The sequence below is a fragment of the Pseudomonas ovata genome (assembly GCF_003131185.1).
In the GTDB taxonomy this organism is placed as follows: Bacteria; Pseudomonadota; Gammaproteobacteria; order Pseudomonadales; family Pseudomonadaceae; genus Aquipseudomonas; species Aquipseudomonas ovata.
Genome location: NZ_QFFU01000001.1, coordinates 430,037 through 455,093, shown reverse-complemented (window position 1 = coordinate 455,093; position 25,057 = coordinate 430,037). Strand labels below are relative to the sequence as shown.

General features: G+C 61.6%; 25 protein-coding genes. 15 read left to right on the top strand and 10 right to left on the bottom strand.

Features of this window, described 5'->3' with window-relative positions; genetic code table 11:
- Positions 1-101: 101 nt before the first annotated feature.
- On the top strand, positions 102-1,319 hold the full coding sequence (argJ, locus tag DGA31_RS02025; RefSeq protein WP_109511373.1) for a bifunctional glutamate N-acetyltransferase/amino-acid acetyltransferase ArgJ: 1,218 nt from the start codon (positions 102-104) through the stop codon (positions 1,317-1,319).
- 74 nt (positions 1,320-1,393) lie between these two features.
- Positions 1,394-2,332 (top strand): Nudix family hydrolase, encoded by a 939-nt coding sequence (locus tag DGA31_RS02020; protein ID WP_109511372.1) that lies wholly within the window; start codon positions 1,394-1,396, stop codon positions 2,330-2,332.
- Positions 2,333-2,337: 5 nt separating this feature from the next.
- On the opposite strand, the gene DGA31_RS02015 is transcribed toward DGA31_RS02020, so the two are convergent.
- The 3 genes from DGA31_RS02015 to DGA31_RS02005 are packed head-to-tail and all read right to left on the bottom strand — an operon-like array spanning position 2,338 to position 5,973.
- Positions 2,338-2,916 carry a cob(I)yrinic acid a,c-diamide adenosyltransferase gene (locus tag DGA31_RS02015; protein WP_109511371.1) on the bottom strand — a complete coding sequence of 193 codons (579 nt, stop codon included), beginning with the start codon at positions 2,914-2,916 and terminating at the stop codon, positions 2,338-2,340.
- A 15-nt stretch (positions 2,917-2,931) separates the two neighbouring features.
- A complete protein-coding gene (locus DGA31_RS02010; protein WP_109511370.1) occupies positions 2,932-4,968 on the bottom strand; it encodes a sensor histidine kinase in 2,037 nt (678 codons plus the stop codon).
- 45 nt (positions 4,969-5,013) lie between these two features.
- Positions 5,014-5,973, bottom strand: coding sequence for a putative 2-dehydropantoate 2-reductase (locus tag DGA31_RS02005; RefSeq protein WP_109511369.1), 960 nt, complete (start codon positions 5,971-5,973; stop codon positions 5,014-5,016).
- Between the two features lie 114 nt (positions 5,974-6,087).
- On the opposite strand from DGA31_RS02005, the gene DGA31_RS02000 reads away from it, so the two are divergent.
- Positions 6,088-6,573 (top strand): YajQ family cyclic di-GMP-binding protein, encoded by a 486-nt coding sequence (locus tag DGA31_RS02000; protein WP_109511368.1) that lies wholly within the window; start codon positions 6,088-6,090, stop codon positions 6,571-6,573.
- 138 nt (positions 6,574-6,711) lie between these two features.
- Entirely contained in the window at positions 6,712-7,554 is an 843-nt protein-coding gene (locus tag DGA31_RS01995; RefSeq protein ID WP_109511367.1) for a mechanosensitive ion channel family protein, read from the top strand.
- A 68-nt stretch (positions 7,555-7,622) separates the two neighbouring features.
- Here the strand turns inward: DGA31_RS01995 and DGA31_RS01990 are convergent, their stop codons facing one another.
- Positions 7,623-9,152: an AmpG family muropeptide MFS transporter gene (locus DGA31_RS01990; protein WP_056834261.1), complete on the bottom strand. Its 1,530-nt coding sequence runs from the start codon at positions 9,150-9,152 to the stop codon at positions 7,623-7,625.
- A gap of 42 nt (positions 9,153-9,194) precedes the next feature.
- Positions 9,195-9,566: an MGMT family protein gene (locus DGA31_RS01985; protein ID WP_056834264.1), complete on the bottom strand. Its 372-nt coding sequence runs from the start codon at positions 9,564-9,566 to the stop codon at positions 9,195-9,197.
- A 139-nt stretch (positions 9,567-9,705) separates the two neighbouring features.
- Here DGA31_RS01985 and DGA31_RS01980 point away from each other — a divergent pair, with 139 nt between their 5' ends.
- A complete protein-coding gene (locus DGA31_RS01980) occupies positions 9,706-10,713 on the top strand; it encodes a DUF481 domain-containing protein (protein WP_109511366.1) in 1,008 nt (335 codons plus the stop codon).
- Positions 10,714-10,765: 52 nt separating this feature from the next.
- Here DGA31_RS01980 and DGA31_RS01975 read toward each other — a convergent pair whose 3' ends face one another.
- On the bottom strand, positions 10,766-11,524 hold the full coding sequence (locus DGA31_RS01975) for an SDR family oxidoreductase (RefSeq protein WP_109511365.1): 759 nt from the start codon (positions 11,522-11,524) through the stop codon (positions 10,766-10,768).
- A 110-nt stretch (positions 11,525-11,634) separates the two neighbouring features.
- Here DGA31_RS01975 and DGA31_RS01970 point away from each other — a divergent pair, with 110 nt between their 5' ends.
- The 10 genes from DGA31_RS01970 to DGA31_RS01925 all read left to right on the top strand — a co-directional run bounded on the left by DGA31_RS01970 (position 11,635) and on the right by DGA31_RS01925 (position 20,070).
- Positions 11,635-12,366, top strand: a complete 732-nt coding sequence (locus tag DGA31_RS01970) for a HugZ family pyridoxamine 5'-phosphate oxidase (protein ID WP_109511364.1) — start codon at positions 11,635-11,637, stop codon at positions 12,364-12,366.
- 66 nt (positions 12,367-12,432) lie between these two features.
- On the top strand, positions 12,433-12,933 hold the full coding sequence (locus DGA31_RS01965; protein WP_056834274.1) for an FxsA family protein: 501 nt from the start codon (positions 12,433-12,435) through the stop codon (positions 12,931-12,933).
- 243 nt (positions 12,934-13,176) lie between these two features.
- Positions 13,177-13,470 (top strand): co-chaperone GroES, encoded by a 294-nt coding sequence (locus DGA31_RS01960; protein ID WP_056834276.1) that lies wholly within the window; start codon positions 13,177-13,179, stop codon positions 13,468-13,470.
- A 51-nt stretch (positions 13,471-13,521) separates the two neighbouring features.
- Positions 13,522-15,165, top strand: a complete 1,644-nt coding sequence (gene groL, locus DGA31_RS01955; RefSeq protein ID WP_056834278.1) for a chaperonin GroEL — start codon at positions 13,522-13,524, stop codon at positions 15,163-15,165.
- 174 nt (positions 15,166-15,339) lie between these two features.
- Positions 15,340-16,023, top strand: coding sequence for a two-component system response regulator ColR (gene colR, locus DGA31_RS01950; protein ID WP_056834281.1), 684 nt, complete (start codon positions 15,340-15,342; stop codon positions 16,021-16,023).
- Complete coding sequence (locus DGA31_RS01945) at positions 16,013-17,302, top strand: sensor histidine kinase (RefSeq protein WP_056834283.1); 1,290 nt, start codon at positions 16,013-16,015, stop codon at positions 17,300-17,302. Before colR ends, DGA31_RS01945 begins: the two co-directional genes overlap by 11 nt.
- 194 nt (positions 17,303-17,496) lie before the next feature.
- Positions 17,497-18,189, top strand: a complete 693-nt coding sequence (locus DGA31_RS01940; protein ID WP_109511363.1) for a class I SAM-dependent methyltransferase — start codon at positions 17,497-17,499, stop codon at positions 18,187-18,189.
- Between the two features lie 15 nt (positions 18,190-18,204).
- Positions 18,205-18,909 (top strand): lipopolysaccharide kinase InaA family protein, encoded by a 705-nt coding sequence (locus DGA31_RS01935; protein WP_109511362.1) that lies wholly within the window; start codon positions 18,205-18,207, stop codon positions 18,907-18,909.
- Entirely contained in the window at positions 18,909-19,136 is a 228-nt protein-coding gene (locus DGA31_RS01930) for a hypothetical protein (protein WP_056834290.1), read from the top strand. Before DGA31_RS01935 ends, DGA31_RS01930 begins: the two co-directional genes overlap by 1 nt.
- A gap of 223 nt (positions 19,137-19,359) precedes the next feature.
- A complete protein-coding gene (locus DGA31_RS01925; protein ID WP_056834292.1) occupies positions 19,360-20,070 on the top strand; it encodes a PspA/IM30 family protein in 711 nt (236 codons plus the stop codon).
- A 7-nt stretch (positions 20,071-20,077) separates the two neighbouring features.
- Here DGA31_RS01925 and DGA31_RS01920 read toward each other — a convergent pair whose 3' ends face one another.
- The 4 genes from DGA31_RS01920 to DGA31_RS01905 all read right to left on the bottom strand — a co-directional run bounded on the left by DGA31_RS01920 (position 20,078) and on the right by DGA31_RS01905 (position 24,907).
- Positions 20,078-21,181 carry a DUF1513 domain-containing protein gene (locus tag DGA31_RS01920; RefSeq protein WP_109511506.1) on the bottom strand — a complete coding sequence of 368 codons (1,104 nt, stop codon included), beginning with the start codon at positions 21,179-21,181 and terminating at the stop codon, positions 20,078-20,080.
- Between the two features lie 17 nt (positions 21,182-21,198).
- The gene (locus tag DGA31_RS01915; protein ID WP_109511361.1) at positions 21,199-22,263 is read right to left on the bottom strand and encodes an imelysin family protein; all 1,065 of its coding nucleotides are present in this window, start codon (positions 22,261-22,263) and stop codon (positions 21,199-21,201) included.
- A 28-nt stretch (positions 22,264-22,291) separates the two neighbouring features.
- On the bottom strand, positions 22,292-23,719 hold the full coding sequence (locus tag DGA31_RS01910; RefSeq protein WP_109511360.1) for a di-heme oxidoreductase family protein: 1,428 nt from the start codon (positions 23,717-23,719) through the stop codon (positions 22,292-22,294).
- Between the two features lie 102 nt (positions 23,720-23,821).
- Positions 23,822-24,907, bottom strand: a complete 1,086-nt coding sequence (locus tag DGA31_RS01905) for a hypothetical protein (protein ID WP_109511359.1) — start codon at positions 24,905-24,907, stop codon at positions 23,822-23,824.
- Positions 24,908-25,057: the final 150 nt, after the last annotated feature.

Sequence of the window (25,057 nt, the reverse complement as noted above, 5' to 3'; positions counted from 1 at the left end):
CTGCCCGTTGACACCACGCCGCGACCGGCTCTTGCCGTCGCGGCGTTTTTCCATTGATCGCCGTACCGATACGGCGCAGATAAAGCTCAAGGAGCGCACGCATGGCTGTTGGTCTTGGTCCTTTGCCTACATTGCACCCGGTTGCCGGTTTTGAACTGGGTATCGCCTCGGCCGGTATCAAGCGACCCGGGCGCAAGGACGTGGTCGTGATGCGCTGTGCCGAAGGCTCCAGCGTGGCCGGTGTATTCACCCTTAATGCCTTCTGCGCCGCGCCGGTGATCCTGGCCAGGCAGCGCGTGCAGGGCACCGTTCGCTACCTGCTGACCAACACCGGCAATGCCAACGCCGGCACCGGCGAGCCAGGCCTGGCCGCGGCCCGTCGTACCTGCGAAAAGCTGGCCGGGCTGACCGGCGTGCCGGCCGAGGCCGTGCTGCCATTTTCCACCGGTGTGATCGGTGAACCGCTGCCGGTGGAAAAGATCGAAGGCGCCCTGCAAGCGGCGCTGGATGATCTGTCGGTGAACAACTGGGCGGCTGCCGCCACCGGCATCATGACCACTGACACCCTGCCAAAAGGCGCCAGCCGCCAGTTCCAGCACGACGGCGTGACCGTGACCGTGACCGGTATCAGCAAGGGCGCCGGCATGATCCGGCCGAACATGGCGACCATGCTCGGTTACATCGCCACCGACGCCAAGGTGGCGCAGAACGTCCTCAAGGACCTGATGCTCGACGGCGCCAACAAGTCGTTCAACCGCATCACCATCGATGGCGACACCTCGACCAACGACTGCTGCATGCTGATCGCTACAGGCCAGGCCGACCTGCCGGAAGTGACCGAAGCCAGCGGTCCGCTGTTCGAGGCCTTGAAAAAGGCCGTTTTTGAAGTGTGCATGGAGGTGGCCCAGGCCATCGTGCGCGACGGCGAGGGCGCGACCAAGTTCGTCACCGTCCAGGTCAACGGCGGCGGCAACCACCAGGAGTGCCTGGACGTCGGCTATGCCGTGGCGCATTCGCCGCTGATCAAGACCGCACTGTTTGCCTCGGACCCTAACTGGGGCCGTATCCTGGCCGCTGTCGGTCGCGCTGGCGTACCGGAACTGGACGTCAGCCTGATCGACGTATTTCTGGGCGAAGTGTGTATTGCCAGCCAGGGCTGCCGTTCGGCCAGCTACACCGAGGCCCAGGGCGCCGAGGTCATGGCCCGCGAAGAAATCACCATCCGTATCGAGCTGGGCCGGGGTGATTGCAGCGAAACCATCTGGACCACCGACCTGTCGCACGAATACGTGAAAATCAACGCCGAATACCGTACCTGACCCGCCGCACAGCCGCTCCTGATCTTTTGCAGGAGCGGCTTCAGCCGCGAACCTGCAAAAGAGGAAACCGTGCAATGAAACGTATCCATGTAGTGGCGGCCGTGATTCGCGGCCACGATGGCAGGATTCTCATCGCCCGGCGCGCTGATACCCAGCACCAGGGCGGCCTCTGGGAGTTTCCCGGCGGCAAGGTCGAGGAGGGCGAAGCACCCCGGCTCGCACTGGTCCGGGAGTTGCGCGAAGAGCTGGGCATCGAGGTCGAGGCGGCGCGCCCGCTGATCAAAGTGCAGCACGACTACCCCGACAAGCATGTCTTGCTGGATGTCTGGGAGGTATCAGGTTTCAGCGGCGAACCACACGGCGCCGAAGGCCAGCCCCTGGCCTGGGCCACATCACGCGAATTGCCCGATTACGAATTTCCGGCGGCCAATCAGCCGATCGTTGCGGCGGCCCGTCTGCCCGACCAGTACCTGATCACCCCTGAAGGCCTGGAAAACGGTGAGCTGCTGCGCGGTATCCAGCGCGCCGTGGCCCAGGGCGCAAGGCTGATCCAGCTGCGGGCACCGGGCGGCTATGACCCGGCCTACCGTGACCTGGCGGTGGACGCGGTGGGCCTGTGCGCCGGCAAGGCGCAACTGATGCTCAAGGGTCCTCTTGAATGGCTGGGTGACTTTCCGGCCGCTGGTTGGCACCTGACGGCTGCGCAGTTGCGCAAGTACGCCAGCCGCGGCCGGCCATTCCCGGCCGAGCGCTGGCTGGCGGCGTCATGCCATGACGCTGAAGAGCTGGCGCTGGCTGAACAGATGGGTGTGGATTTCGTCACCCTGTCCCCTGTGCAGCCAACCCAGACCCATCCCGAGGCCCAACCGCTGGGTTGGGAGCAGGCCACGCACCTGATCGCAGGCTTCGGCAAGCCGGTGTTCCTGCTCGGCGGCGTCGGCCCCGACCAGCGCCAGCAGGCCTGGGACAGCGGCGCACAAGGCGTGGCCGGCATCCGCGCCTTCTGGCCGTAGCGCGTCTACTGCGGCTTGGGCGCCGCCTGCCACAGGATTTCATCCACTCCCTGGCGCCTGGCAATCAGCCGGGCTGCCACAAACAGCAGATCCGACAGCCGGTTGATATACGCCAGCCCCACGCCCTGCAGTGGCTCGATGGCATTGAGTTGCTGGCAGCGCCGTTCTGCCGTACGGGCCAGGCTGCGGCAGACATGGGCCTGGGCGATCAGCGCCGAGCCGCCGGGCAGGATGAAGTTCTCCAGCGGGCCCAGTTCATCGTTCCACAGGTCGATCGCCGCTTCCAGGCGCTCGATTTCCTGGGTGTTCAAGGCCTGGTAGGCCGGCATCGCCAATTCGCCGCCCAGATCGAACAGCCGATGCTGGCAGGGCGCAAGCACCTTGATCACCTCGGCCAGCGCCGGGCGTTGCTCCACGGCCTCGTTCAGTCCGGCCAGCAGCAGCCCTAACTGACTGTTAAGCGTGTCCACCTCGCCAATGGCCTCGATGCGCGGATGATCCTTGGGCACCCGACGGCCGTCGCCCAGCCCGGTTTCGCCGCTGTCTCCGGTACGTGTGTAGATTTTCGACAGGCGAAAGCCCATACGTGTCGCTCCTGTTCAAGGCTTGTTGATGACATAGGCCGGCACCGTGACCTGGTTGGCCACCAGCGGCAGGCGCAGGGTAAAGCAGGTGCCCAGGCCAATGGACGATTGCACCTCCATCTGGCCCTTGTGATTGTTGGTGATGATGAAGTACGACACCGACAGGCCGAGACCGGTGCCCTGGCCGATCTCCTTGGTGGTGAAAAACGGCTCGAAGGTGCGCTTGCGCACGCTTTCGGACATGCCGATGCCGTTGTCTTCGACCTGGATTTCCGCCCAGGGCGGATTGAGACGGGTGCGCAGGGTAATACGCCCCGGCTCATCGTCATTGCCACGCTGATGAATCGCCTGGGCAGCGTTCTTGAGCAGGTTGAGCAGCACCTGTTCCAGCTCGTTGGAGATGCATGGCACCGGGCCAAGGTCAGGGTCGAACTGACGAATGATGTGCTGGCCCTTGAAGTCAAAGCCGATGGCCAGGTCGAAATCGTTGCTGGCAATTTCCACTGCCTGATCGATCAGCGCCGGCAGGTCGCACGGCGCCAGTTGCCGGTTGCTCAGGCGACTGAAATTGAGCATGTGGCTGACGATCTTGGCGGCGCGGGCGCCGGCCTGCTGGATGCCGTCGAGCAAGGCCGGTACTTCGCGGGCAGTCAGGTAGCGATTGACCTGCTCAAGGTCCAGGCCCTCGCTTTGCGCCTGCTCCAGGTTTCTGGGCAGCTCCGGCGACAGGCGGCGGCGGATGTTCTGCACATTGTGCAGGATCGCGCCCAGCGGGTTGTTGATCTCATGCGCCATGCCGGCGGCCAGGCCGCCGACCGAGAGCATTTTTTCCGACTGCACCATCATTTCTTCCAGGGAAATGCGCTGGGTAATGTCATCGATACGGATCACCACGCCGCGTCCGGCGTCGCCAGTCAGCGGGTAGAAGGTCAGCGCATAGTGGCGGGGCTCGTCCTGCTTGATCCAGGTGACGCGCTCGATCTTGGTGACGCTGTGCTGCTCGACGGTCTGCTTGAGCTGCGGCATGAACGCGCGCATCGGTTCGAAGGCAATGAAGATCGGCTGGTTGAGCGCCTCGTCCAGCCGCGTGCCGGACAAGGTGGCGGCCTCCTGATTCCACTGGGTCACGTACAGCTGTTCATCCAGGGCAATCATTGCTGACGGCATCGAGTCGATGATGCTGTTGAGGTAATTCTGGAAGCCGGTGAGTTTCTTTTCGATCTTGCCACGCACCTGCACTTCCAGCTCCAGCTTGCGGTTGGTGCGCCGGGTTTCTTCGGCCAGCCCGCGGGCCTGGTCATAGGCGTCCTGTGAGTCGTCGCGGGCGCGCTTGAGCTGCTGCTCGCGAGCCTCGATACGGGCCAGCATGGTATTGAAAGCCGAGGCCAGGCTGCCGATCTCGTCCTTGTTGCCCGGCCCGACCCGCAGGGCGTAGTTCTCTTCGCGGGTCACCTGGCGCGACAGCTCTTCAAGCTGGTAGATCGGCTCGGTGATCAGGCGGCGAATCTGTCGGGCCACCACCATCCACAGCAGAATACTGAACACCAGGATGCCCAGGCTGGCGGTCAGCGTGCCGCTGTAGAACGCGGCAGGCAATTCGCTGCTGGCCACCAGCAACAAGTGCCCCGGTGGCTGATCACCCTTGGGCACCGTGATGACCTGAGTGGTGCGAAACTCGGTCAGCCGCCAGCTCTCGATGCCGCTGTAGCGGCTGGGCAGGTCCAGCGCGTCGCCTTGTTGCAATTGCGCCAGGCGCTGGCCGTCATTGTCATACACCGCCGCTGCCCGCAGCGGGCTGTAGCTTTTGAGCTCGTTCAGCAGGGCCTGGGCGTCGGTACTCGAGTCGAGCGCCCGCTCGTTGAGATTGGCGCTGCTGATCAGTCGGCCGATGGTCTGCATGGCCTGGGGCGCCATGGCTTCCTGGGAGATGTAGTAGGCCGCGCCGATAAAGGTCAGGTTGGCCACCAGCAGCACGGTGGTCAGCAAGACCAGCAGGGCTGCCAGCAGCTTCTGGCCAACCGGCAGGTTATCCAATCGTTGACGCAAGGGCATGGGCAGATCACACGACGACAAAGGGTGCCAGCAGGGTAGCGCGGGCTAGTCGCTACGCAAACCCTTGGCGGCCAGATGCTGGCACAAACGGTGGTGCAATTGCTGTACATGCGGGATCGTGCAGTGATGGCGCCGCGCTGCGGCGCTGACATAGCCCAGCAGGTAGGCGATTTCGGTGCGCCGGCCATGGGCGACATCCTGATACATCGACGAGTAGTTGGCGGCCGTGGCCTGGATGACGCGCAGTACGTCACTGTGCAGGTCGTGTGCGGCAACAGGTTGACCGCAACGCTGCAGCAGTTCAGTCAGCTCCTGGCACAGGGTCGCGACTTCGCACGGGTGCTCCAGCAGGCCGCCATTGCGGCAGTCATGCAATACCGTCAGCGGATTGATCGCGCAATTGAGTGCCAGCTTGCGCCACAGGCGGGTCAGAATGTCCGGTGTCCATTCATGGCTGATGCCTGCGGTATGCAGATCGTCCAGCAGGGCGGTGGGGGCTGCCGGGTCTTGCACATCGCCCAGCCAGGTGAAGCCGTGCCCGGCAAAGCGCACCTGCCAGTCCGCTTCGCGAAACGCGCCCTCGGTGCTGGAGGCAAAGATACAGCGCCGCGGCTGAATCAGCGCCGCAACGGCCTCCTGGCTGCCCAGGCCGTTCTGCAGCAGGATGACGTCGGCCTGGGCACTCAGGCGCGGTCTCAGTGCGGCGACGGCCTGTTCGGCGTCGTAGGCCTTGCACGCCACCAGCAGGCGCTCGATGGGCTCGCTGCCGTCTGCGGTTTCGGCCGGTATCGGCCATTGGACGCAACGATCCTGTTCGATCAGCGTCAGATGACTGCCATGGGCGCGGTAGGCCGCCAGCCGTGCCGCGTCACGCAAGATCAGTCGCACCGGCAGGCCGGCCCGTGCCAGGCGCGTCGCCCATAATCCGCCCAGGCTGCCGGCGCCCAGGATGTGCCAGGCAGTAGCGGGCGATGCAAGCGGGTGCAGCAAATCGCGGTCAGACATCAAGGCTCGCAGTGAAGGCTGGAAAAGTCTCGTTATAATGACCGCTCTTTCAAACCGTCAAGTCATGCGTGCCCGTGAATGATTCGCGCACGCCGTTCAACTGGAGAACCTTAAATGCCCTCGTTCGACGTAGTGTCCGAATTGGATAAACACGAAGTCACTAATGCCGTCGACAACGCGATCAAGGAGCTGGACCGCCGTTACGACCTCAAAGGCAAGGGGACTTTCGAATTCAAGGAAAAGGACCTGGCGATCACGCTCACCGCTGAAGCCGATTTTCAGCTTGAGGCGATGATCGAGATCCTCAAGCTGTCGCTGGTCAAGCGCAAGATCGACGTCAAGTGCCTGGACGTCAAGGAAGCCTACGCCTCGGGCAAGCTGATGAAACAGGAAGCGATCCTGCGCGAAGGGATCGACAAGGAACAGGCCAAGAAGATCGTTGCGCACGTCAAGGACGCCAAGCTCAAGGTCCAGGCAGCCATCCAGGGCGAGCAGGTGCGCATCACCGGCAAGAAGCGTGACGATCTGCAGGAAGCCATTGCCCTGCTGCGCGCCTTCGATGCCGAGCTGCCCTTGCAGTTCAACAACTTCCGCGACTGAGTCCTGCACCTGATCGGGCTGCCGGTGCGCCTGGGCAGCCTCGATGCCTTCTGTTTTCCTGCCTCTGCCGGGTGTCACGCTTGCTTGATTGTGGTGACGCCCAGGCGTTGTCGATTGACCCGTTTCAAGGAGTAAACGATGGATTTGAATGCTGAAGTGGACCACCTGTGGAAGATTTCCCAGTCCTGGGTTCCACTGATCATGCAGTACGGCAGTCGTGTGTTGCTGGCGCTGGTTACGCTGTGCATCGGCTGGTGGCTGATCAACCGCCTGACCAACAAGGTCGGTGCCTTGCTGGCGCTGCGCAATGCCGATCAGGCGCTGCAGGGGTTTGTCAGCAGCCTGGCCAATATCATTCTCAAGATCCTGTTGATCGTCAGCGTGGCGTCGATGATCGGGATCGAGACCACCTCGTTCGTGGCCGCCATCGGTGCGGCGGGCCTGGCCATCGGCCTGGCGCTGCAGGGCAGCCTGTCGAACTTTGCCGGCGGCGTGCTGATTCTGCTGTTCAGGCCGTTTCGCATCGGTGACTGGATCGAGGCGCAGAATGTGTCGGGCACGGTCGATAACATCCAGATTTTCCACACCATCCTGCGCACGGGCGATAACCGTACAGTGATCGTGCCCAATGGCATCTTGTCCAACGGCATCATCACCAACACCAATCGTCAGCCGACCCGCAAGATCGTGTTCGATGTGGGCGTTGACTACGAGGCCGACCTCAAGCAGGCCCAGCAGGTGCTGCTGGACATGGCCGACGATCCCCGGGTGCTCAAGGACCCGGCACCGCAGGCGGTCGTGACAGTGCTCGGCGATAACGCGATTACCCTGCAATTGCGCGTCTGGACCAAGACCGGCGATATGGGCGATCTGGTGTCTAAGTTCAATATCGAGATCCGGGACCGCCTGAAAGCCGCCGGTATCGACATTCCTTACCCACAGCGGGTGATCCGCGTGGTGCAGGATACGCCGAAGGTTTAGACGCACACGGGGCGTTGAGCGACCCGGCGTTCAGGCCGGGGCGCTCGTACGGGCGCAGAGGAGCCGTCTCAGGGTGTATCTTCCAGCGGCTCTTGCGGGCGTAGCTCGCGATTCCACTGCAGGATGATCATCACCAGCGTCGGCACCCCCAGCAGGGCGGTGATCAGAAAGAAGTTGTGGTAGCCGAGTTTTTCCACCATCACCCCCGAATACCCCCCGATCAGGCGCGGCAACAGCAGCATGATCGAGCTCAGTAGCGCGTACTGAGTGGCCGAGAAGCGCAGGTTGGTCAGGCTCGACAGGTAGGCCACGAAGGCCGACGTCGCCAGCCCCGAACTGAAGTTATCCAGCGAGATGGTCAGGATCAGCATCTTCACGTTCGGCCCCATGTCGGCCAGCAACAGGAACAGGATGTTGGTGGCCGCCGAACTCAGGCCACCGATGAACAGGATCGGCATGATGCCGAAACGCACGATCAACAGGCCGCCCGCGCCCGCACCGACCAGGGTCATCACCAGGCCGAACAGCTTGCTGACACTGGCGATCTGCTCCTTGGTAAAGCCCTGGTCGATATAGAAGACGTTGGCCATGACGCCCATCACCGTGTCCGACATGCGGTACGTGGCAATCAGCCCCAGCAACAGCAGCGCCTGCCAGCGGTAGCGCATGATGAAATCATTGACCGGCGTCAGCACCGGCGCCAGCCCCCGGCGGCCCATCGATGACAGGCAGCCCAGCGTGAGCAGGGTATAGAGGATGGCACGCAGGAACGCCCGGTCTTCCAGCAGCAGGTCGGTCCAGCCCGTGGCGCCGAACAGCACGCTGGCAAAGTCGGTATTGTACAACTGGGTGAACATCGCCGGCACCGACACCAGCAGCACGATCAGCACGAACACCGAAGCCAGTTGATGGGTGAAGCCGTAGCGCGCTGCCGACAATTGCGTGCGCAGCGGCACCGGTGGTTCGCGCATGATGAACGTGACCGCCAGTGCCGGCAGCATCAGCAGGCCGAACAGCAGGTAAGTGCCGGTCCAGGCCGAGTGCTTGTAGGCAAAGCCGGTAGAGCCGAAGCCTTCGGCGAAATACAGGGCGCCGGCGGTCGACAGCAGGGCAGCCACCCGATAGCCGGACATGTAGCTGGCTGCCAGTGCGGCTTGCTGGGTGTCCTGGGCGATTTCCAGGCGGTAGGCGTCGATGGCGATGTCTTGCGTGGCCGAGGCAAAGGCCACCACGACGGCAATGGCGATCAGCCAGGACAGATGCTGCTGGGGATCGCAAAAGCCCATGCCGATCAGCCCCAGCATCACCAGGGTCTGCGACAGCACCAGCCAGGAGCGGCGCCGGCCGAGTTTGCCGAGCAACGGCAGGCGCCACTGGTCGAGCAAGGGCGACCAGACCCACTTGAACGCATAGGCCAGGCCGATCAGGCTGGCGTAGCCGATGGTTTCACGCGCGACCCCGGCTTCGCGCAACCAGACCGACAGGGTGGAAAACACCAGCATGTAAGGCAGGCCGGCAGCAAAGCCCAGCAGCAGCAGCACGAACGTTGACGGGCTGGCATAAGCGGCGAGCGCGGCGCGCCAGGTTTTACGGGGCATGAGCTAAGAACGGCCTCGGGTAACGAAAACAAAGGGCGCACTCTAACCGCTGTGCTGCATGGGACGCCAGCCATGGCGCTGCATATCCACACGATTATTGCGGACGGTAATGCCCTCGGCGCGCAATCGGGCGCGCTGCTCGTCGCCTGAGGGCGTGCCGGCCGCCAGGCTGATCCGACCGCCGGCACCCAGCACCCGGTGCCAGGGCAGGGTCGAGCCCTCGGGCAGCTGGCCCAGGGTGCGCCCCACCCAGCGGGCGGCCCGGCCAAGCCCGGCCAGTCGGGCCAGTTCGCCATAGCTGATGACATGACCGGCAGGCACTTGATGCAAGGTCAGGTACAGCGCGGTCTTGCGCATTTCGGCAGGCGACAGGCCAGAGGGTTCGTCGACAGTGGCAGGGTTGGGTTCGTTCATGTTTATTCGATGCGCGGTCCGTGGGAATTTGAACTACAGAACATTCCATGGGTCAGTGCTAATCGCGTCCCGCGGCTGTTCCTGCGAAGTGCTGCCGACGGATAATGCCTGAATTTCTGCCAGAGTCCGGTCGTTGCTTATGTTGTCCAGAACCCTGCTGTGCCTCGCTGTAACCTGCGCCTCCACCCCCTTGCTTGCCGACACTGTCTGGCTGAAGAACGGCGACCGCCTGAGCGGCACGATCAAGCTGTTCGACGGCGGCAAGCTGTTGCTGCAGACCGATTATGGTGGTGCCATCCCGCTGGACTGGAAACAGATCAAGACCCTGGAGAGCAAGGAGCCGCTGCTGGTCAAGCAGGGCGAGTACACCGGCGAAGTCGCCCAGTCCCTGCAAGCCAGTGACGAGGGCAAGGTGGTGCTGTCCGAGGGCGGCGCGCCCAAGACCGTGGAGCTTGCCAGTATCCAGCAGATCATCAAGCCGAAGCCTGTGATCACCGACCTGGTCTGGAAGGGCAATATCGATGCGGCGGTGGACTTCCAGAAAGCCGAGAACGACACCGACGACTACAACCTGGCGTTCAAGACCTCGGCACGCCATGACCGCTGGCGCCACAATGCCAAGGGCGAATATAACCGCGAAAGCCAGGACGACGTGGTCAGCACGGACAACTGGAGTGCCGAATACTCGCTCGATTATTTCCTGACCGACAAATTCTTCTGGGACGGCCGGGTCAATTACAAGCGCGACAAGATCGAAGACCTGAGCCGCGAGCGCACGGTCGGTACCGGTCCCGGCTACCAGCTGTGGGATGACGAACTGGGCGCCTTCAAGGTCGGCGCCTTGCTCAATCGCACCGATTACCAGTTCTCCAACGGACAGAAGGAAAACTTCTATGCCGTGGCCGGCACCTGGGATTACAACCGCTATCTGGTGGGCAAGAAGTTCGAGTTCTTCACCAACGGCGAGTTGGGCAAGCCCCTGAGCGGCGTGGCTGATTATGCCCTGGATGTCGAGGTCGGCCTGCGTTACAAGGTCACCGACTGGGCCTCGCTGAACCTCAAGGCCGAGAAAGACATCATCAGCGGCTCCAATGACGGCGACGTCGACAAGACCCGCTACACCGCAGGCTTCGGCGTGACCTGGTAAGTCTTGCAGGCTGCACGTGGCCTGACGGCAAACCGTCAGGCCATCGTTGTCTTCAGAGGCGCATGGCGCCATCGAGCTCCAGCACCCGGCCGCTGAAATAATCGTTTTCCAGAATGAACGCCACGCCGTGGGCAATTTCCTCGGGCGTGCCCATGCGCTTGAGCGGGATGGCCGAGGTCATCTTTTCCAGCGCTTCGGGTTTCATGCTGCCGGTCATTTCCGTCTCGATAAAACCGGGTGCCACAGCCGCCACGCGAATGCCGTAGCGCGCAAGCTCCCGCGCCCAGGTCACGGTGGCAGCGACCACACCGGCCTTGGATGCGGCGTAGTTGGTCTGGCCGATATTGCCGGCCCGCGAGATTGACGAAATGTTGATGATCGCGCCCTGGCTCTTCTGCTCGACCATGGTGGCGGCCACTTCGCGGGTGCACAGGAACACGCCGGTCAGGTTGACATCGATCACCGACTGCCACTGCGCCAGGCTCATGGTGCTGATCTGCCCATCCTTGACCTTGACCAGCAGGCTGTCGCGCAGGATGCCGGCATTATTGATCAGCCCGTGGATCGCACCGCTGTCGGCGGCAATGCGCGCAACGGTCTCGACCACCTGCGCCTCGTCGGTGACATTGCACAGGTACGCATGGGCCTGGATGCCCAGCGCTGTGCAGGTCGCCACCGCCGCATCAAGCTTGTCCTGATCAAGGTCCAGCAGCGCCAGGTTCGCCCCACGGCCTGCCAGGTGGCGCGCCATCGCCAGGCCCAACCCCTGGCATCCACCGGTAATAATGATTAACTTGCCTTTCAATTCCATACGCGTGCCCATTGAACAAGTCATAGTGATGGCATGGCGGGCATGCCACTGATAGGTATAGCAGTCGAGCCCATGTATCGACCTGCCACTCACCCTGATAAGGAAACACGATGAGCGCCAAAGCCTCTCGATCGGCCCGCGAGCTGTTGCTGCGCGAATACCGTGGCGTACTGTCCACGCACTCCAAGTCGATGCCCGGCTTTCCGTTCGGCTCCGTGGTGCCTTATTGCCTGGACGGGCAGGGCATGCCGCTGATCCTTATCAGCCGTATCGCCCAGCACACCCATAACCTGTTGCAGGATCCCAAGTGTTCGCTGCTGGTGGGCGAACGCGAGGCCGCCAACGTCCAGGCCGTGGGGCGTATCACGATGATGGCCGAAGGGCACAAGCTCACCGATCCCGACAGCATCGCGGCAGCGGCCCGGCGTTACTACCGCTATTTTCCGGAGTCACAGAGCTATCACAGTGCCCACGATTTCGATTTCTGGCGGCTGACCCCGGTGCGCTATCGCTACATCGGTGGCTTCGGTGCCATCCACTGGCTTGATGATGTGACGCTGGCCAACCCGTTCGCCGGCGCCAGCGAGGCCGGGATGATCGAACACATGAATCAGGATCACGCCCAGGCCATCGCTCATTATGTGCAACTGGCCGGTCTGCCGCAGACCGAGCCGGCGCAGATGGTCGGCGTCGACAGCGAAGGCCTGCATTTGCGTATTGGTCAGGCTTTGTTCTGGTTACCCTTTGGCGAAACCTGCAACACTCCGATACAGGTTCGCGAAGCCTTGGTTTATCTGGCCCGCGCCCGCGAATGGCCGACCCCTGACGCATCCGGCACTTGATTTAACGACTTTCCGGCTGCAAATAGGGTCTATTGGAAGACGTTCTTCCTTAGAGGAATCGATTTGATGCGTGTTTTTCTGCTGCTGTTTCTCCTGTTTCCAGTGATCGAGCTGTTCATCCTGGTGAAGGTCGGCATGTCCATCGGCTTTTTGTGGACGTTCCTGCTGGTGCTGGCGACCTCCATGCTCGGTTTGTTCATCATGCGTGTGGCAGGGCTTGCCACCGCCCTGAGCGCCCGTGAAAGCCTGGCGCGTGGCCAGTTGCCCGCCCAGCAGATGCTTGAAGGACTGATGATGGCGGTCGGTGGCGGCCTGTTGCTGTTGCCCGGTTTTCTCAGCGACATCCTGGGCGTGATCTGCCTGCTGCCGTTCACCCGTCGCCTGCTGATCGCCAGGCTGCGCAAGCGCGCCGAAGACCAGGCCATGCGCCAGCGCGCTTTTGCCGACGACCTGCAGGCCTACCCGCACGCCCGGCAACCCCAGGAGCCTCAGTCTTCAGGGGCGATTCATGCGCCGACGCGCAAGCCCGACGTGATCGAAGGCGAGTTCGAACACCGCGACAAATGACCGGCACTTGCACCGCACACGGCACCTTCGGGTGCCGTGTGCGTTTGATGCGGATGTAAAAAATTTCGTGTCCTGCACTTGTAATCACCTTGGGTGCCCTTATGTATGGGTCACCGCAAGGTTTCTGGCTCGATGCCAGACCGTATTCTGCGGTTCGCCCGTCGAACCGTACCCGGCCATGCCGGAATTCAACAAACCGCCGGTGTGCTCACCGGACCTATAAACAAAATCAGGAGATCGACAATGAAGCTTCGTCCTCTGCATGACCGCGTCGTAATCCGTCGCAGCGAAGAAGAAACGAAAACTGCCGGTGGCATCGTGCTGCCAGGTTCGGCTGCCGAGAAGCCTAACCGTGGCGAAATCGTTGCTGTAGGTACCGGCCGTGTTCTGGACAACGGTGAAGTCCGTGCGCTGGCCGTGAAAGTGGGTGACAAAGTGGTATTTGGCCCTTACTCCGGCAGCAACACCGTGAAAGTAGACGGCGAAGACCTGCTGGTGATGAGCGAGAACGAAATCCTCGCCGTCATCGAAGCCTGAGTCCTCCCGCTCAATTTCCCGCGATTACCCAGTATTTAAGGAATAACGATCATGGCTGCTAAAGAAGTTAAATTCGGCGATGCCGGCCGCAAGAAAATGCTCGCAGGCGTCAACGTCCTGGCTGACGCTGTAAAAGCGACCCTGGGCCCTAAAGGCCGTAACGTGATCATCGAGAAGAGCTTCGGTGCTCCTCTGATCACCAAGGACGGCGTTTCGGTTGCCAAAGAGATCGAACTGAAAGACCGTTTCGAAAACATGGGCGCGCAGCTGGTCAAAGACGTTGCCTCCCGTGCCAACGACGACGCCGGTGACGGCACCACCACGGCGACCGTTCTGGCTCAGGCCATCGTCAACGAAGGCCTGAAAGCCGTCGCTGCCGGCATGAACCCGATGGACCTCAAGCGCGGTATCGACAAGGCGACCATCGCCATCGTTGCCCAGCTCAAGTCGCTGTCCAAGCCATGCACCGACACCAAGGCGATTGCCCAGGTCGGCACCATCTCGGCCAACTCCGACACTTCCATCGGCGACATCATTGCCGAAGCCATGGAAAAAGTGACCAAAGACGGTGTTATCACCGTTGAAGAAGGTTCGGGTCTGGAAAATGAACTGTCGGTTGTAGAAGGCATGCAGTTCGACCGTGGCTACCTGTCCCCGTACTTCATCAACAAGCCGGACACTATGGTGGCCGAGCTCGACAGCCCGCTGCTGTTGCTGGTCGACAAGAAAATCTCCAACATCCGCGAAATGCTGCCAGTGCTGGAAGCCGTTGCCAAAGCCGGCCGTCCGCTGCTGATCGTGGCTGAAGACGTCGAAGGCGAAGCGCTGGCGACCCTGGTCGTCAACAACATGCGTGGCATCGTCAAGGTTGCAGCCGTCAAGGCTCCAGGCTTCGGCGACCGTCGCAAGGCCATGCTGCAGGACATCGCTGTCCTGACCGGCGGCACCGTGATTTCCGAAGAAATCGGCCTGAGCCTGGAAAGCACCACCCTGGAGCACCTGGGTAACGCCAAGCGCGTCGTGCTGAACAAGGAAAACACCACCATCATCGACGGTGCTGGCGTTAAAACCGATATCGACTCGCGCATCGCTCAGATCCGCCAGCAGATCGGCGACACCAGCTCCGACTACGACAAAGAGAAACTGCAAGAGCGCCTGGCCAAGCTGTCCGGCGGTGTTGCCGTGATCAAGGTCGGCGCCGGTTCCGAAGTCGAGATGAAAGAGAAGAAAGCCCGCGTTGAAGACGCCCTGCACGCTACCCGCGCAGCCGTCGAAGAAGGCGTGGTACCTGGCGGTGGCGTAGCGCTGGTTCGCTCGCTGCAGGCCATCGAAGGCCTGAAAGGCGACAACGCCGATCAGGACGTGGGTATCGCTCTGCTGCGTCGCGCTGTTGAAGCGCCACTGCGCCAGATCGTGGCCAACTCCGGCGACGAGCCAAGCGTTGTGGTTGACAAGGTCAAGCAAGGCTCGGGTAACTTCGGTTACAACGCAGCGTCCGGCGAATACGGCGACATGATCGAAATGGGCATCCTGGACCCGGCGAAAGTGACCCGTTCTGCTCTGCAGGCCGCGTCCTCGATCGCCAGCCTGATGATCACCACCGAAGCCATGATCGCTGACATCGCCGAAGACAAGCCAGCCGGCGGCGGCATGCCGGACATGGGCGGCATGGGTGGCATGGGCGGCATGATGTAAATCGCTTCACCCTCAAGCGTCACCTGAAGAACCCCGCCTCGTGCGGGGTTCTTTCATTCAGGGGATGAAATGTATGACGCCGGCGATGGTCTGTTGCCATAGCCATTGCTGCGGCTTGCACTGCAACGTCAACAGCCCCTAAGCTGCGCCAGCCCATTGCCTGCGGAGAGCCTCATGCGAATCCTTCTGGTTGAAGACAACCGCGATATTCTGGCGAACCTGGCCGACTATCTGGGGATGAAGGGATACACCGTCGATTGCGCCCAGGACGGCCTTTCCGGCCTGCACCTGGCCGCCACCGAACATTACGATCTGATCGTGCTGGACATCATGCTGCCCGGCATCGACGGCTACACGCTGTGCAAGCGCCTGCGTGAGGATGCCCGGCGCGATACGCCGGTGATCATGCTGACGGCCCGCGACCAGCTCGACGACCGCCTGCAAGGCTTTCGCTCGGGTGCCGACGACTACCTGCTCAAGCCATTTGCCCTTTCGGAACTGGCTGCACGTATCGAGGCGGTGTTGCGTCGTGCCCAGGGCGGCGGGCGTCGGACCCTGCAAGTGGCCGATCTGGTCTACGACCTCGACACCCTGGAGGTCACCCGTGAAGGGCGACTGCTCAAGCTCAACCCGGTCGGCCTCAAGTTATTGGCGGTGCTGATGCAGAAAAGCCCGCATGTGCTGCGCCGCGAGATTCTCGAAGAGGCGCTGTGGGGCGACGACTGCCCGGACAGCGACAGCCTGCGCAGCCATGTGCACCAGTTGCGCCAGGTCATCGACAAACCGTTCCCCAAAGCGCTGCTGCACACCGTGCATGGCGTGGGCTACCGCTTGGCCGAGGGCCGGGATGGAGTTTAAACAGAGCCTTGCCCAACGGATCATCATCGCCTTTGCCCTGATGAGCGCACTGGTGGCCGGGTCCTTCGCCGTCGGCATCATCTCCACAGTGCACCTGGTCGAGGAAAAACTGATTTCGGCCGGCCTGGGTGGCGATCTCAACCGCTTGTTGCTGGCCGACAGCGTCAGCGACTGGAGTCACCGACCCAAGCAGGATCAGTTGTTCTACTTCAGCAACGGTCCTGGCGATTTCGACCTGCCACAGGACATACGCCACCTGGAGCCCGGCTTTCATGAGGTGTTTCGCGGCCCGTTGTCGTACCACGCCATGATCGAGGTGGTCGAAGGCCGCCACTACGCCTTGCTGCAGGACCAGAGCGATTTCGAGGAGCGCGAGCGCGTGTTGTTCGCGGTGGTGCTGGTGGGCTTTGTCATGGCCCTGGCATTGGCCGTGTTTCTCGGCTGGGTGTTGGCGCGCCGGGTCATCGCCCCTGTATCGCGCCTGGCACGCCAGGTGCGGCACCGCGACCAGTTGCTGGGCCTGGCGCCACCGCTGGCGCCTGATTATGCCGCCGATGAGGTCGGTGAACTGGCTGTGGCCTTCGACGCCACCCTGGGACGACTGCGTCAGGCCCTGAGCCGTGAGCGGATGTTCACCAGTGACGTCAGCCATGAGTTGCGCACGCCCTTGATGGTGCTGGCCAGCTCGTGCGAACTGCTACTGGAAAACCCGGCGCTGGACCAGCGTGCCCGGCGTCAGGTCGAGCGTATCGCCCGTGCCTGCGAAGAGATGCGCGATCTGGTCCAGACCTTCCTGATGCTGGCCCGTACCCAGCGCGAAGACCCGACCATGACCCCCAAGGCGACCCTCAACAGCGCTGCAGAGCAATTGGTTGCGCAATGGCGCGGGCCGATTGAAAGCAAGGGCCTGCAATTGATCTACACGCCCAGTGAAAACGATCCGGCGCCCGATATCAGCTACAACGCGACCTTCTTGCTGGCCGTCATGGGCAACTTGCTGCGCAATGCACTGCATTACACCGACAGCGGTTTCATCGCCCTGACGTTGCAGGCTGAAGGTTTTGTGGTCGAAGACAGTGGTGTGGGCATCCCCGAGGAAAAGCGCGAAGCCATGTTCGAGCCATTCGTACGGGGTAACGAACAGCGTGGCGAAGGATTGGGGCTGGGCTTGTCACTGGTGCAGCGCATCTGCGCCAACCAGGGCTGGACCGTGAGCCTGACCCCCAATGAGCCAAACGGGTGCCGGTTCAGGGTCAGTCTGGAAGTGGCCCGCGCTTGAGCGGGCCTTTCATCCGCAAGGTGTGGATGCCGATAAAGTGCCGTACACCTCCACGAACAGACCCGAATAGCCGTAACTTCTTGTAATTTATGGAAACATCCCGTTTCATTGCGTACATTTTTTTCACATTGGCATGACCTGAGCAAGACGCCCGGCTCCTTATCGTGAGCGGCATCTGAATCGGAGACGCCGCCATGAGTGATCGCATCGAACTGGAATTTTCCAGCAAATACGACAATGACCACGCCCAGCAATATTTGCACAAGCACCAGAACGGCCTATGGCGTCAGTTGTCCCATCGGCGTGATGAACAACTGGCCCGCAAGGCCTTGCGCCTGGCAGGCGACCCTGGCCTGGTGCTGGATTTACCTTGCGGGGCAGGGCGTTTCTGGCCATTGCTGGCGGAAAAGCCCAATCGCTTGATCATTGGGGCCGACAATTCGGCCGACATGCTCAGGACCGCTTGCCGGGCACAACCCGCCGAAGTCGTACAACGGGTACAACCCTTGCAGACATCTGCCTTTGACATTGATCTGCCCGACAGTGCAGTAGACAGTATCTTTTGCATGCGCCTGATGCACCATATTGGTCAAGCCGAGCATCGTATCGCTCTATTGCAGGAGTTCCAGCGGGTTACCCGCGACAGTGTCATCGTTTCGTTATGGGTCGATGGCAACTTCAAGGCCTGGAAACGCAAGCGTCTGGAGCGAACTCGCAAGCACTCCGGCGAGCAGGTCGATGGGGAAAACAGTTACCAGAATCGTTTTGTGTTACCAGCCGCTACGGTCGAAGCCGAGTTTGAACAGGCCGGCTTCCGGATCCAGCAGCGGATGGATTTCCTGCCACTGTATGCCATGTGGCGTGTTTATTTGTTGCGCAAGAAGTAATCGGGATGACGCACCATGGGACAGGCAGTACTGACAGAGTCAGAGAATGAGTTCGAGTACTTCTGGGCAACACGCGGTGAGTGGGTCGAACCGCCCAACGTGCGTCGTGGCGGCGAGAGTGGCGTGCAGCGCGTGCAGGCTGACGACGGTCGTTTACTTTACGTAAAGCGCCAGACCGGCCACATCTACCGCAGTGTGTTGCACCCGTTTGGCCGTCCTACGGTACTGCGTGAGCGAGATGCCCTTGAAGGCCTGCATCGCCTGGGTGTTGGCGCACCGCAAACTGTTTTCTGCGGGGCCCAGCGCGATGACAAGTCGCAATGGCGTGCCCTGCTGGTGACCGAAGCGCTGGTGGGCTACGAGCCGATCGAGGACTGGTACGCTGCCGGTGGCCGTGAGCGTCATGGTGAAGCGCTGCACGACCAGTTGCTGCAGACCCTTGCGCAGAACCTGGCGCGGATGCACCGGGGGCGTTGGCAGCACAGTTGCCTGTATATCAAGCATGTGTTCGTCAGGGTCACGGGTGAAGGCGAGCAGGCCGTTGCACAAGTCGCCTTGCTGGACCTGGAAAAAGGCCGGCAACGACTGACCGCCCGGCGCGCAGCGCTGCATGACATCAAACAATTACGCCGCCATTCGTCATTCACCGCCCCCGACTGGGAAAAGTTCATCTACTTTTACCAGACAGCGTTTGGCAGCGCCCTCAAGGGGTTGGAGTGATGAAGCTAGAAATGGCTCGAGGTTTATTCCTGGTGGCAGCCCTGGCAACGACCACGGTCGCCATGGCGGCCTGGCAACAGCCGGCTACCCGGATTCTGAGTACCGTACACGGTGAGGGGCATTGTCCCTTGCCACGTGTCGCCAAGTCGCAACCGGTGGTGCGGCCTGACCATGATCTGCTGCTGTTTCTCTACAGCATGACCCAGGGCACCGGCCAGAGAGGTTGAATCCATGCGTCACCCGACAAGCCTCGAGCGTTTGACGCCCGGGGCTTTTTTACGTCCGGCATAAGTAAGGGGCACCTCTGAAGCCTCAAGTCGTGTGGAAATTTCTTACTTCCTCTATGGGATATTTCCGGCATATCCGCCCCAGTGCTTGTGTCATCGTTTTCCCTTGCTCGCTGTAACGTTCGCTTTCATTCATTTCGCGGCTGCGCAGAAGGAAATTGCCATGGGCCTGATCTGGACAAAAATATTGATCGCCTTGCGGGGGCGCGGCCATGATGTCTCCGATACCGTCATGGCCGACCAGGCGTTACGCCTGCTTGATCGGGCGGTGGGTGAAGCCGAAGAGGAGATCGGCCTTGGGCGTTCGAGCCTTGCCAACCTGATGACCAAGCATATCCTTGCTTCCCGGGAAACCGAACAGACCGCTGCGCGGCTGGCGGAACTGGCCGGAAATGCCGGCAAGGCATTGGCGCTGGGACATGATCACCTTGCACTGGAACTGGCTGCCCACATCGGCAGGCTTGAGCGAGTGCAGGTCGAAGACAAGCGCGTCGCGCAACAATACGGCAGGAATGTCGACACGCTGCGCCTGGCACTCGAAAAAGGTGAAAATGCCCTGCGTGCCCTGAAGCGGCAGATTGACACCTTGCGCATCAACACGACCAGACACGCAGCTTTACCCGCTTGCGATACCATCGCCCGTCTCCAGGCGGCAGCCGATGCGCTCGATATCATCTGCCAGCATCAGAGAGAGGTAGCTGCTCAGCTTGAGGCCCGGAATGATCTCTGCACACGTGATCCGCGTCTGGAAAAGCTGCTCTGCGAGCCCGTGATCATTCCTGACGAGTCCAGTGCCTATGCGGTGCTGGCCCGGATCAAGTCCGCACCGCAGCCGTCGCCGGGCAACAGCCTTGCCGGCGGCAAGGTCATGTAGTCCTGGCTCAGGCCACCTGCAGGTGCAGATGGTTATCCCAGAACGCACTTGGCAGGTCCAGCGGCCTGGCCTGCAAATCGGTCTGGCGACAATCGTAGAAACGGCAGCGTCCCTGGCCGGACGTCACCACGAAACCCTCACTGACTGCACCCACGCCCGCACAGTCGGGCATGGAGGCATCGAGCCGCAAGGCACCACTGTCCAGGTCCCAGATGAACAGACGGTTGGCCCGTGGTGCCGTGAGCGCCACCAGGCGCAGGTCGTCGTGGATGGCGACGCTGGCCGTGTAATGGTTCATGGCCCGCAGCTGCGCCTCGGCCACCGGGAAGGCTTGAAACGGCTGGCCGGGCCGCTTGATCGCCAGCAGCTCGGCTGTCTCCTGGGCATCGCCCATGAATTGCTGGCCGGCGACAATGGTGCCGTCGCGGGCGACAGCAAGATGACGCACGCTGTTCATCGGCTGGGCCAGGGTTTCCTTGCTCAGCAGCGTACCGTCACGCTTCATCAGGACCAGGCTAGGTTGCATGGCATCGAGGTTCATCTCGACCCGGCTCTCGGCTTCGGTGCGGATACCGCCATTGGCCACGATCAGGGTTTCACCGTCAGGCATCCACGAGACCTGATGCGGGCCGATGCCGTGGGTGGAGACTTCACCGTCACGCACCAGCCGCTCGTTGACGAAGCGATAGGCGCCCAGCACGCCGCGACCGGGATCGCGGGTATCGTTTTCGGTGGCGTACAGCCATTCACCCTGCTGATGAATCACGGCATGGCCATAGAAATGACGGCCCGGCGGCGACACGACGGTCTGCAGCAAGCGGCCGTCACGCAGGTCGATCAGGTAGCTTTCCGTGCCTGGGCGCCTGGCGATGAACACCGCCAGTGGCAGCGTGGGGTGATTGATGATGTCATGGCAACGCAGGCGCACTTCGGTGGCAAAGACAGCCTTGCCATCGAGCCGGTAGCCCACGGCATAGTGTTTGCCGTCGGCATCATCGCGTGCCGACAGCAGCAACGGGCTAATTTCCTTCTGCCGAAACAGTGTCCAGCCGCCCAGTGTCACGGCACTGAGCAACAGGCTGCCAAGGGCCAGGGCCTGACGTCGCAACATCATCTGTGTTCTCCCGATCAGTCGCCGTCGTTGGCGTTGAAGCCCAACTGAATGCCCAGCGCCTTGGCCAGTTCGCCTTCCTGCAGGCGATGCACCACGTTGAGGCTGTCATAGAAAGCGTTGAGTTGCTGGCGCCCGGTGTCGCTGGCCAGCAGATCGGCCAGCGGCGGGGTCAGTTGCGAGAGTAGCGTGTGGCTGGCGGCATACGCCGCATCGATCTTGTCGGCCAATGGCTTCTGCTCGCGGCTCAGCAGGCCACGCAAGCCCTTGTTGTCGACACCGGCCCAGACGGTCTCGGCGCTGACCAGGCTGGCCTGCAGGCTGCTCAGCGAGGCCTGACTGCGCCAGGCGTCGGCCTGGAAAGGCTGCGGTACGCCCTTGGACTGGCGACCCAGTGGTGTGCCCAGCTTCTTTTTCAGGGTGTCGAGCGCGGTGACCTGCACACGCAGCAGCTCGGCAATGGCCTCGTGTGAGTCGGCATAGCGCTGGTTGGGGAACTTGCTCAATTGCGCAAGCATGCCGTCGGTGCTGTTCCAGCTGTTGAGGATCTCTTCGGCCAAGGCTTTCTGGCGCGCACCGATAGCGGTCAGCAATGGGCAATAGCGGGCTTTCTGCTCGGCATTGGCCATGTCGATATTGGCATCGAACAGGATGTACTCGTAGGCCGACAGGCCTTGCACCACGACGCTGGCCTTGGTCAGCTCATCGACGCTGATCGCCGGCTGGGCCGTGACCAGTTGCTCGACCTGACGGCCGACCAGGTTTTTCTTGTCGGGCCAGAACTGCACCTGCCAGGCACGATTGCCCTCGGCCAGCGGGCCGATCAGCAAGGGCTGCAACTCGGCCCAGCTTTTCTGCGCCTTGAGAAAGTCGGCTCGCGCGCTTTGCAGGTCGGTCTTGCCCTGACAGAACGCCAGGGCGCTGTTCGCCAGCTGACGGTCAGCTTCGACCCAGCGGCTATAGGTCGGCAGAATCACTTGCTTGGCAATGGCCGCAGAAGTGACCGCCTGCGGGTCGGCAGGTGTACAGGCACCCAGGGCCAGGGCCGCAAGGCCGGTGAACAGCAATTTGGGACGGAACATCTCTGGCTCCTTGGTTAAAGGGACGCAATCATAATGAATTGAGGAAAGCCAGCAAGGCTGCTCTTTGTTGTGCATCAAAAGCCAGCACTTGCCGCTGTGCAGCCTGGGCTTCGCCACCGTGCCAGAGAATCGCTTCGAGCACATTGCGGGCCCGGCCATCGTGCAGCAACTGGGTGTGCCCGCTGACGGTCTGGGTCAGGCCCAGGCCCCATAGCGGTGGTGTACGCCATTCACGGCCGGTGGCCTGGAATTCGCTGCGATTGTCGGCCAGACCTTCGCCCATGTCATGCAATAACAGGTCGGTGTAGGGCCGAATGATCTGGTTGGCCAGCTCAGGCTCTGCGGCATCGGCGTGGGTGGTGAACTGCGGCGTGTGGCATTGCTGGCAGCCAGCCTTGAAAAACAGGTTCTTGCCGGCCAGCACTTGAGGATCATCCACCTGGCGACGGGCCGGAACACCCAGGTTACGGGTATAGAACTCGACCAGGCGCAGGATATTGTCGCTGACCTCAGGTTCACCCTGCGGGCCATTGCCGTTGGGTGCTTGAAGGCAGGCGGTCTGTGCCGGCGTGCAGTCATCGAACGGCAGCAGGCGCGTGGTCAGGCCCAGGTCGCCGGCAAACGCATGGGCATTCTGCTGGTTGAGCGTGGGCTGCCCGGCCTTCCAGCCAAAACGCCCCAGCGCCACCTGTTGGCGCGCTTCGTCCCAGACCCAGTTAGGTCGCCCGGAAATGGCATCGCCATCCTGATTCTCAGGGTCGGCATTGGCCAGGATGGCCGCTTCGGGAATGGCTTCGAGCAGGCCCAGGCCGATCATCGGCGGCGCGATGCGCACCGAAATGTGGGTGTCAGGGTGCAGCGGACCATAACCCAACTGGGTGATGCTCAGTGTGGGCTGGCGCAGTTCGACCTGCATGCCGTCGCGAAAGCGCACGGTCAGTGGGTCATACTCGACCCTTATCTTGCCTTCAGGCGCGACACCAGGCACTGCCATGTCCTGTAGCTGCGTGCCATACACCGGCTCCGGCACCACCCCGACACGCTGCAGCACTTCGGCCGTACCGGCGCTGTCGGGAATCGACAGCCGGACCAGCATCGACACCGCATTGCTGTCGCCAGGTTCTGGCGGGTGACCACGGCCATCGCGAATATGGCAGTTCTGGCAACCATTGGTATTGAACAACGGCCCCAGCCCGTCGCGCGCCGTGGTGGTCGACGGGGCAATGACCCAGGGGTTGCGGAAAAAACTGTTGCCGACGCTGAAGTCCACCCGCTTGACCGGCGGCAGATTGGCCGATGGCAGGGAAAAGGCATGCTTGTCGCTGCGCTGCACGGTCGTGGCACCCCCCGACAACGCCTCCCCCGGCTCGGCCTGGGTGAAACGCGGTGCGTCCTCGCACCCGGTCAGGACCAAGGCCAATAGCAACGCCAGGGATGAACGCAACGGCACAGTCATAGCACTCTGCAAACAGCCAAACCTCAGGGCGGGCAAGCTTAACAGCCCCGGCCGGTTTGAATAAGAGGGATTATCGTTTGCTGAGGGTGATGCAATTTGTTGTTACGAATTGGCCTCCTCGAAAGCGTCGTCCTCCAGACGGACAAACTCCACGCATTCGCGTTGATAGTCCATCAGCGTCTTGCCAGTATTGAGGTACTCAAGTCTTTCCAGGGTGAGCTCACGGAACAACTCATCCGGGCGTTTCCATGATCTGGACGGTATCGCTTGCGACCATTCGCGCATCTCTTTCGAGTGCTCGACCCGGGGCAGTTTCTTGATCCAGCGGGCAATATGAAAGGGGAGCGTCCCGCCTGCGAGCAGGTTGAGCGGGATGAAAACCAACAGGTAACGCAGGTAACTGCCTTGCTTGTATAGATCGCGGAGCATATGAAGATGCTCAAGCGTGCCCCCCATTGCATCATGCGCCACGGAATCGGCGGGCAAGTATTTGCGGCCTCTCTCCATGAAAATCCGGATGCTTTCCCATTCGCCCATGGCCTTCTCCAGGCTTGAGTGTGATGAAAGAAATATGTTCGTTTCAGCATCGTCTTCACTAAAGAGCACCAGGTTGAGCGTATAGATCCTGATAGGCTCCGCGAGCAAAGAGGTATGAGTGTCCGTTCCTCTGACAAACGCACCGATCTTCTCCCAGGCAATGAACCGCGTCCGTTGGTCAGCATCGGCAATGTAGGCCATCTCGCGACGCTGGCGGTTGAAGCGCATCGGATAGGGACGCGTCCATACCCAGATGCTTCGCAGGACCGAGCTGATCAATATGAAGGCGATGAACGCCCCGACGCTGATGAGCCAGCCATCGTCCGCCAGCAAGCCGCGCAACCTTTCAAAGGCCGGGCGTTGCCCTGTGAGGCTGATGATGTCGAGCGCAAGGGTGTAAACCAGATAAATCGCGATCAGGCCGAGCGCAAAGCCCAGATAACGGCGAATCACTCGCTCGGGAAGCCGCACCTTTGGGGTGAAATCAAGATAGACCTCGTTGTCATCTGGCAGGCTGAGCTTCGGTGATCGATAGGCACGAAAACCGGTAGGCAGTGGAAAGGGCGACACGCTGATGCTGTCTTTGCCTATAGCATCCTCTGTTTCCAGGGGAGCAGTGTCTTGCATGGAATCGGGTTCGAAACTGGGCATGCGGTGCGCCTTGAAAATGAGCAAGACGCGATACTCGGCACAGCCGCCGGGACAAACAAGACGTCAACCTGCGTTTCGGAATAGCCCTACAGCCATTGCAGAAAAGTCAGGTCAGGACGTAATGCCGATCAGTTAAAACGTATCTACCAA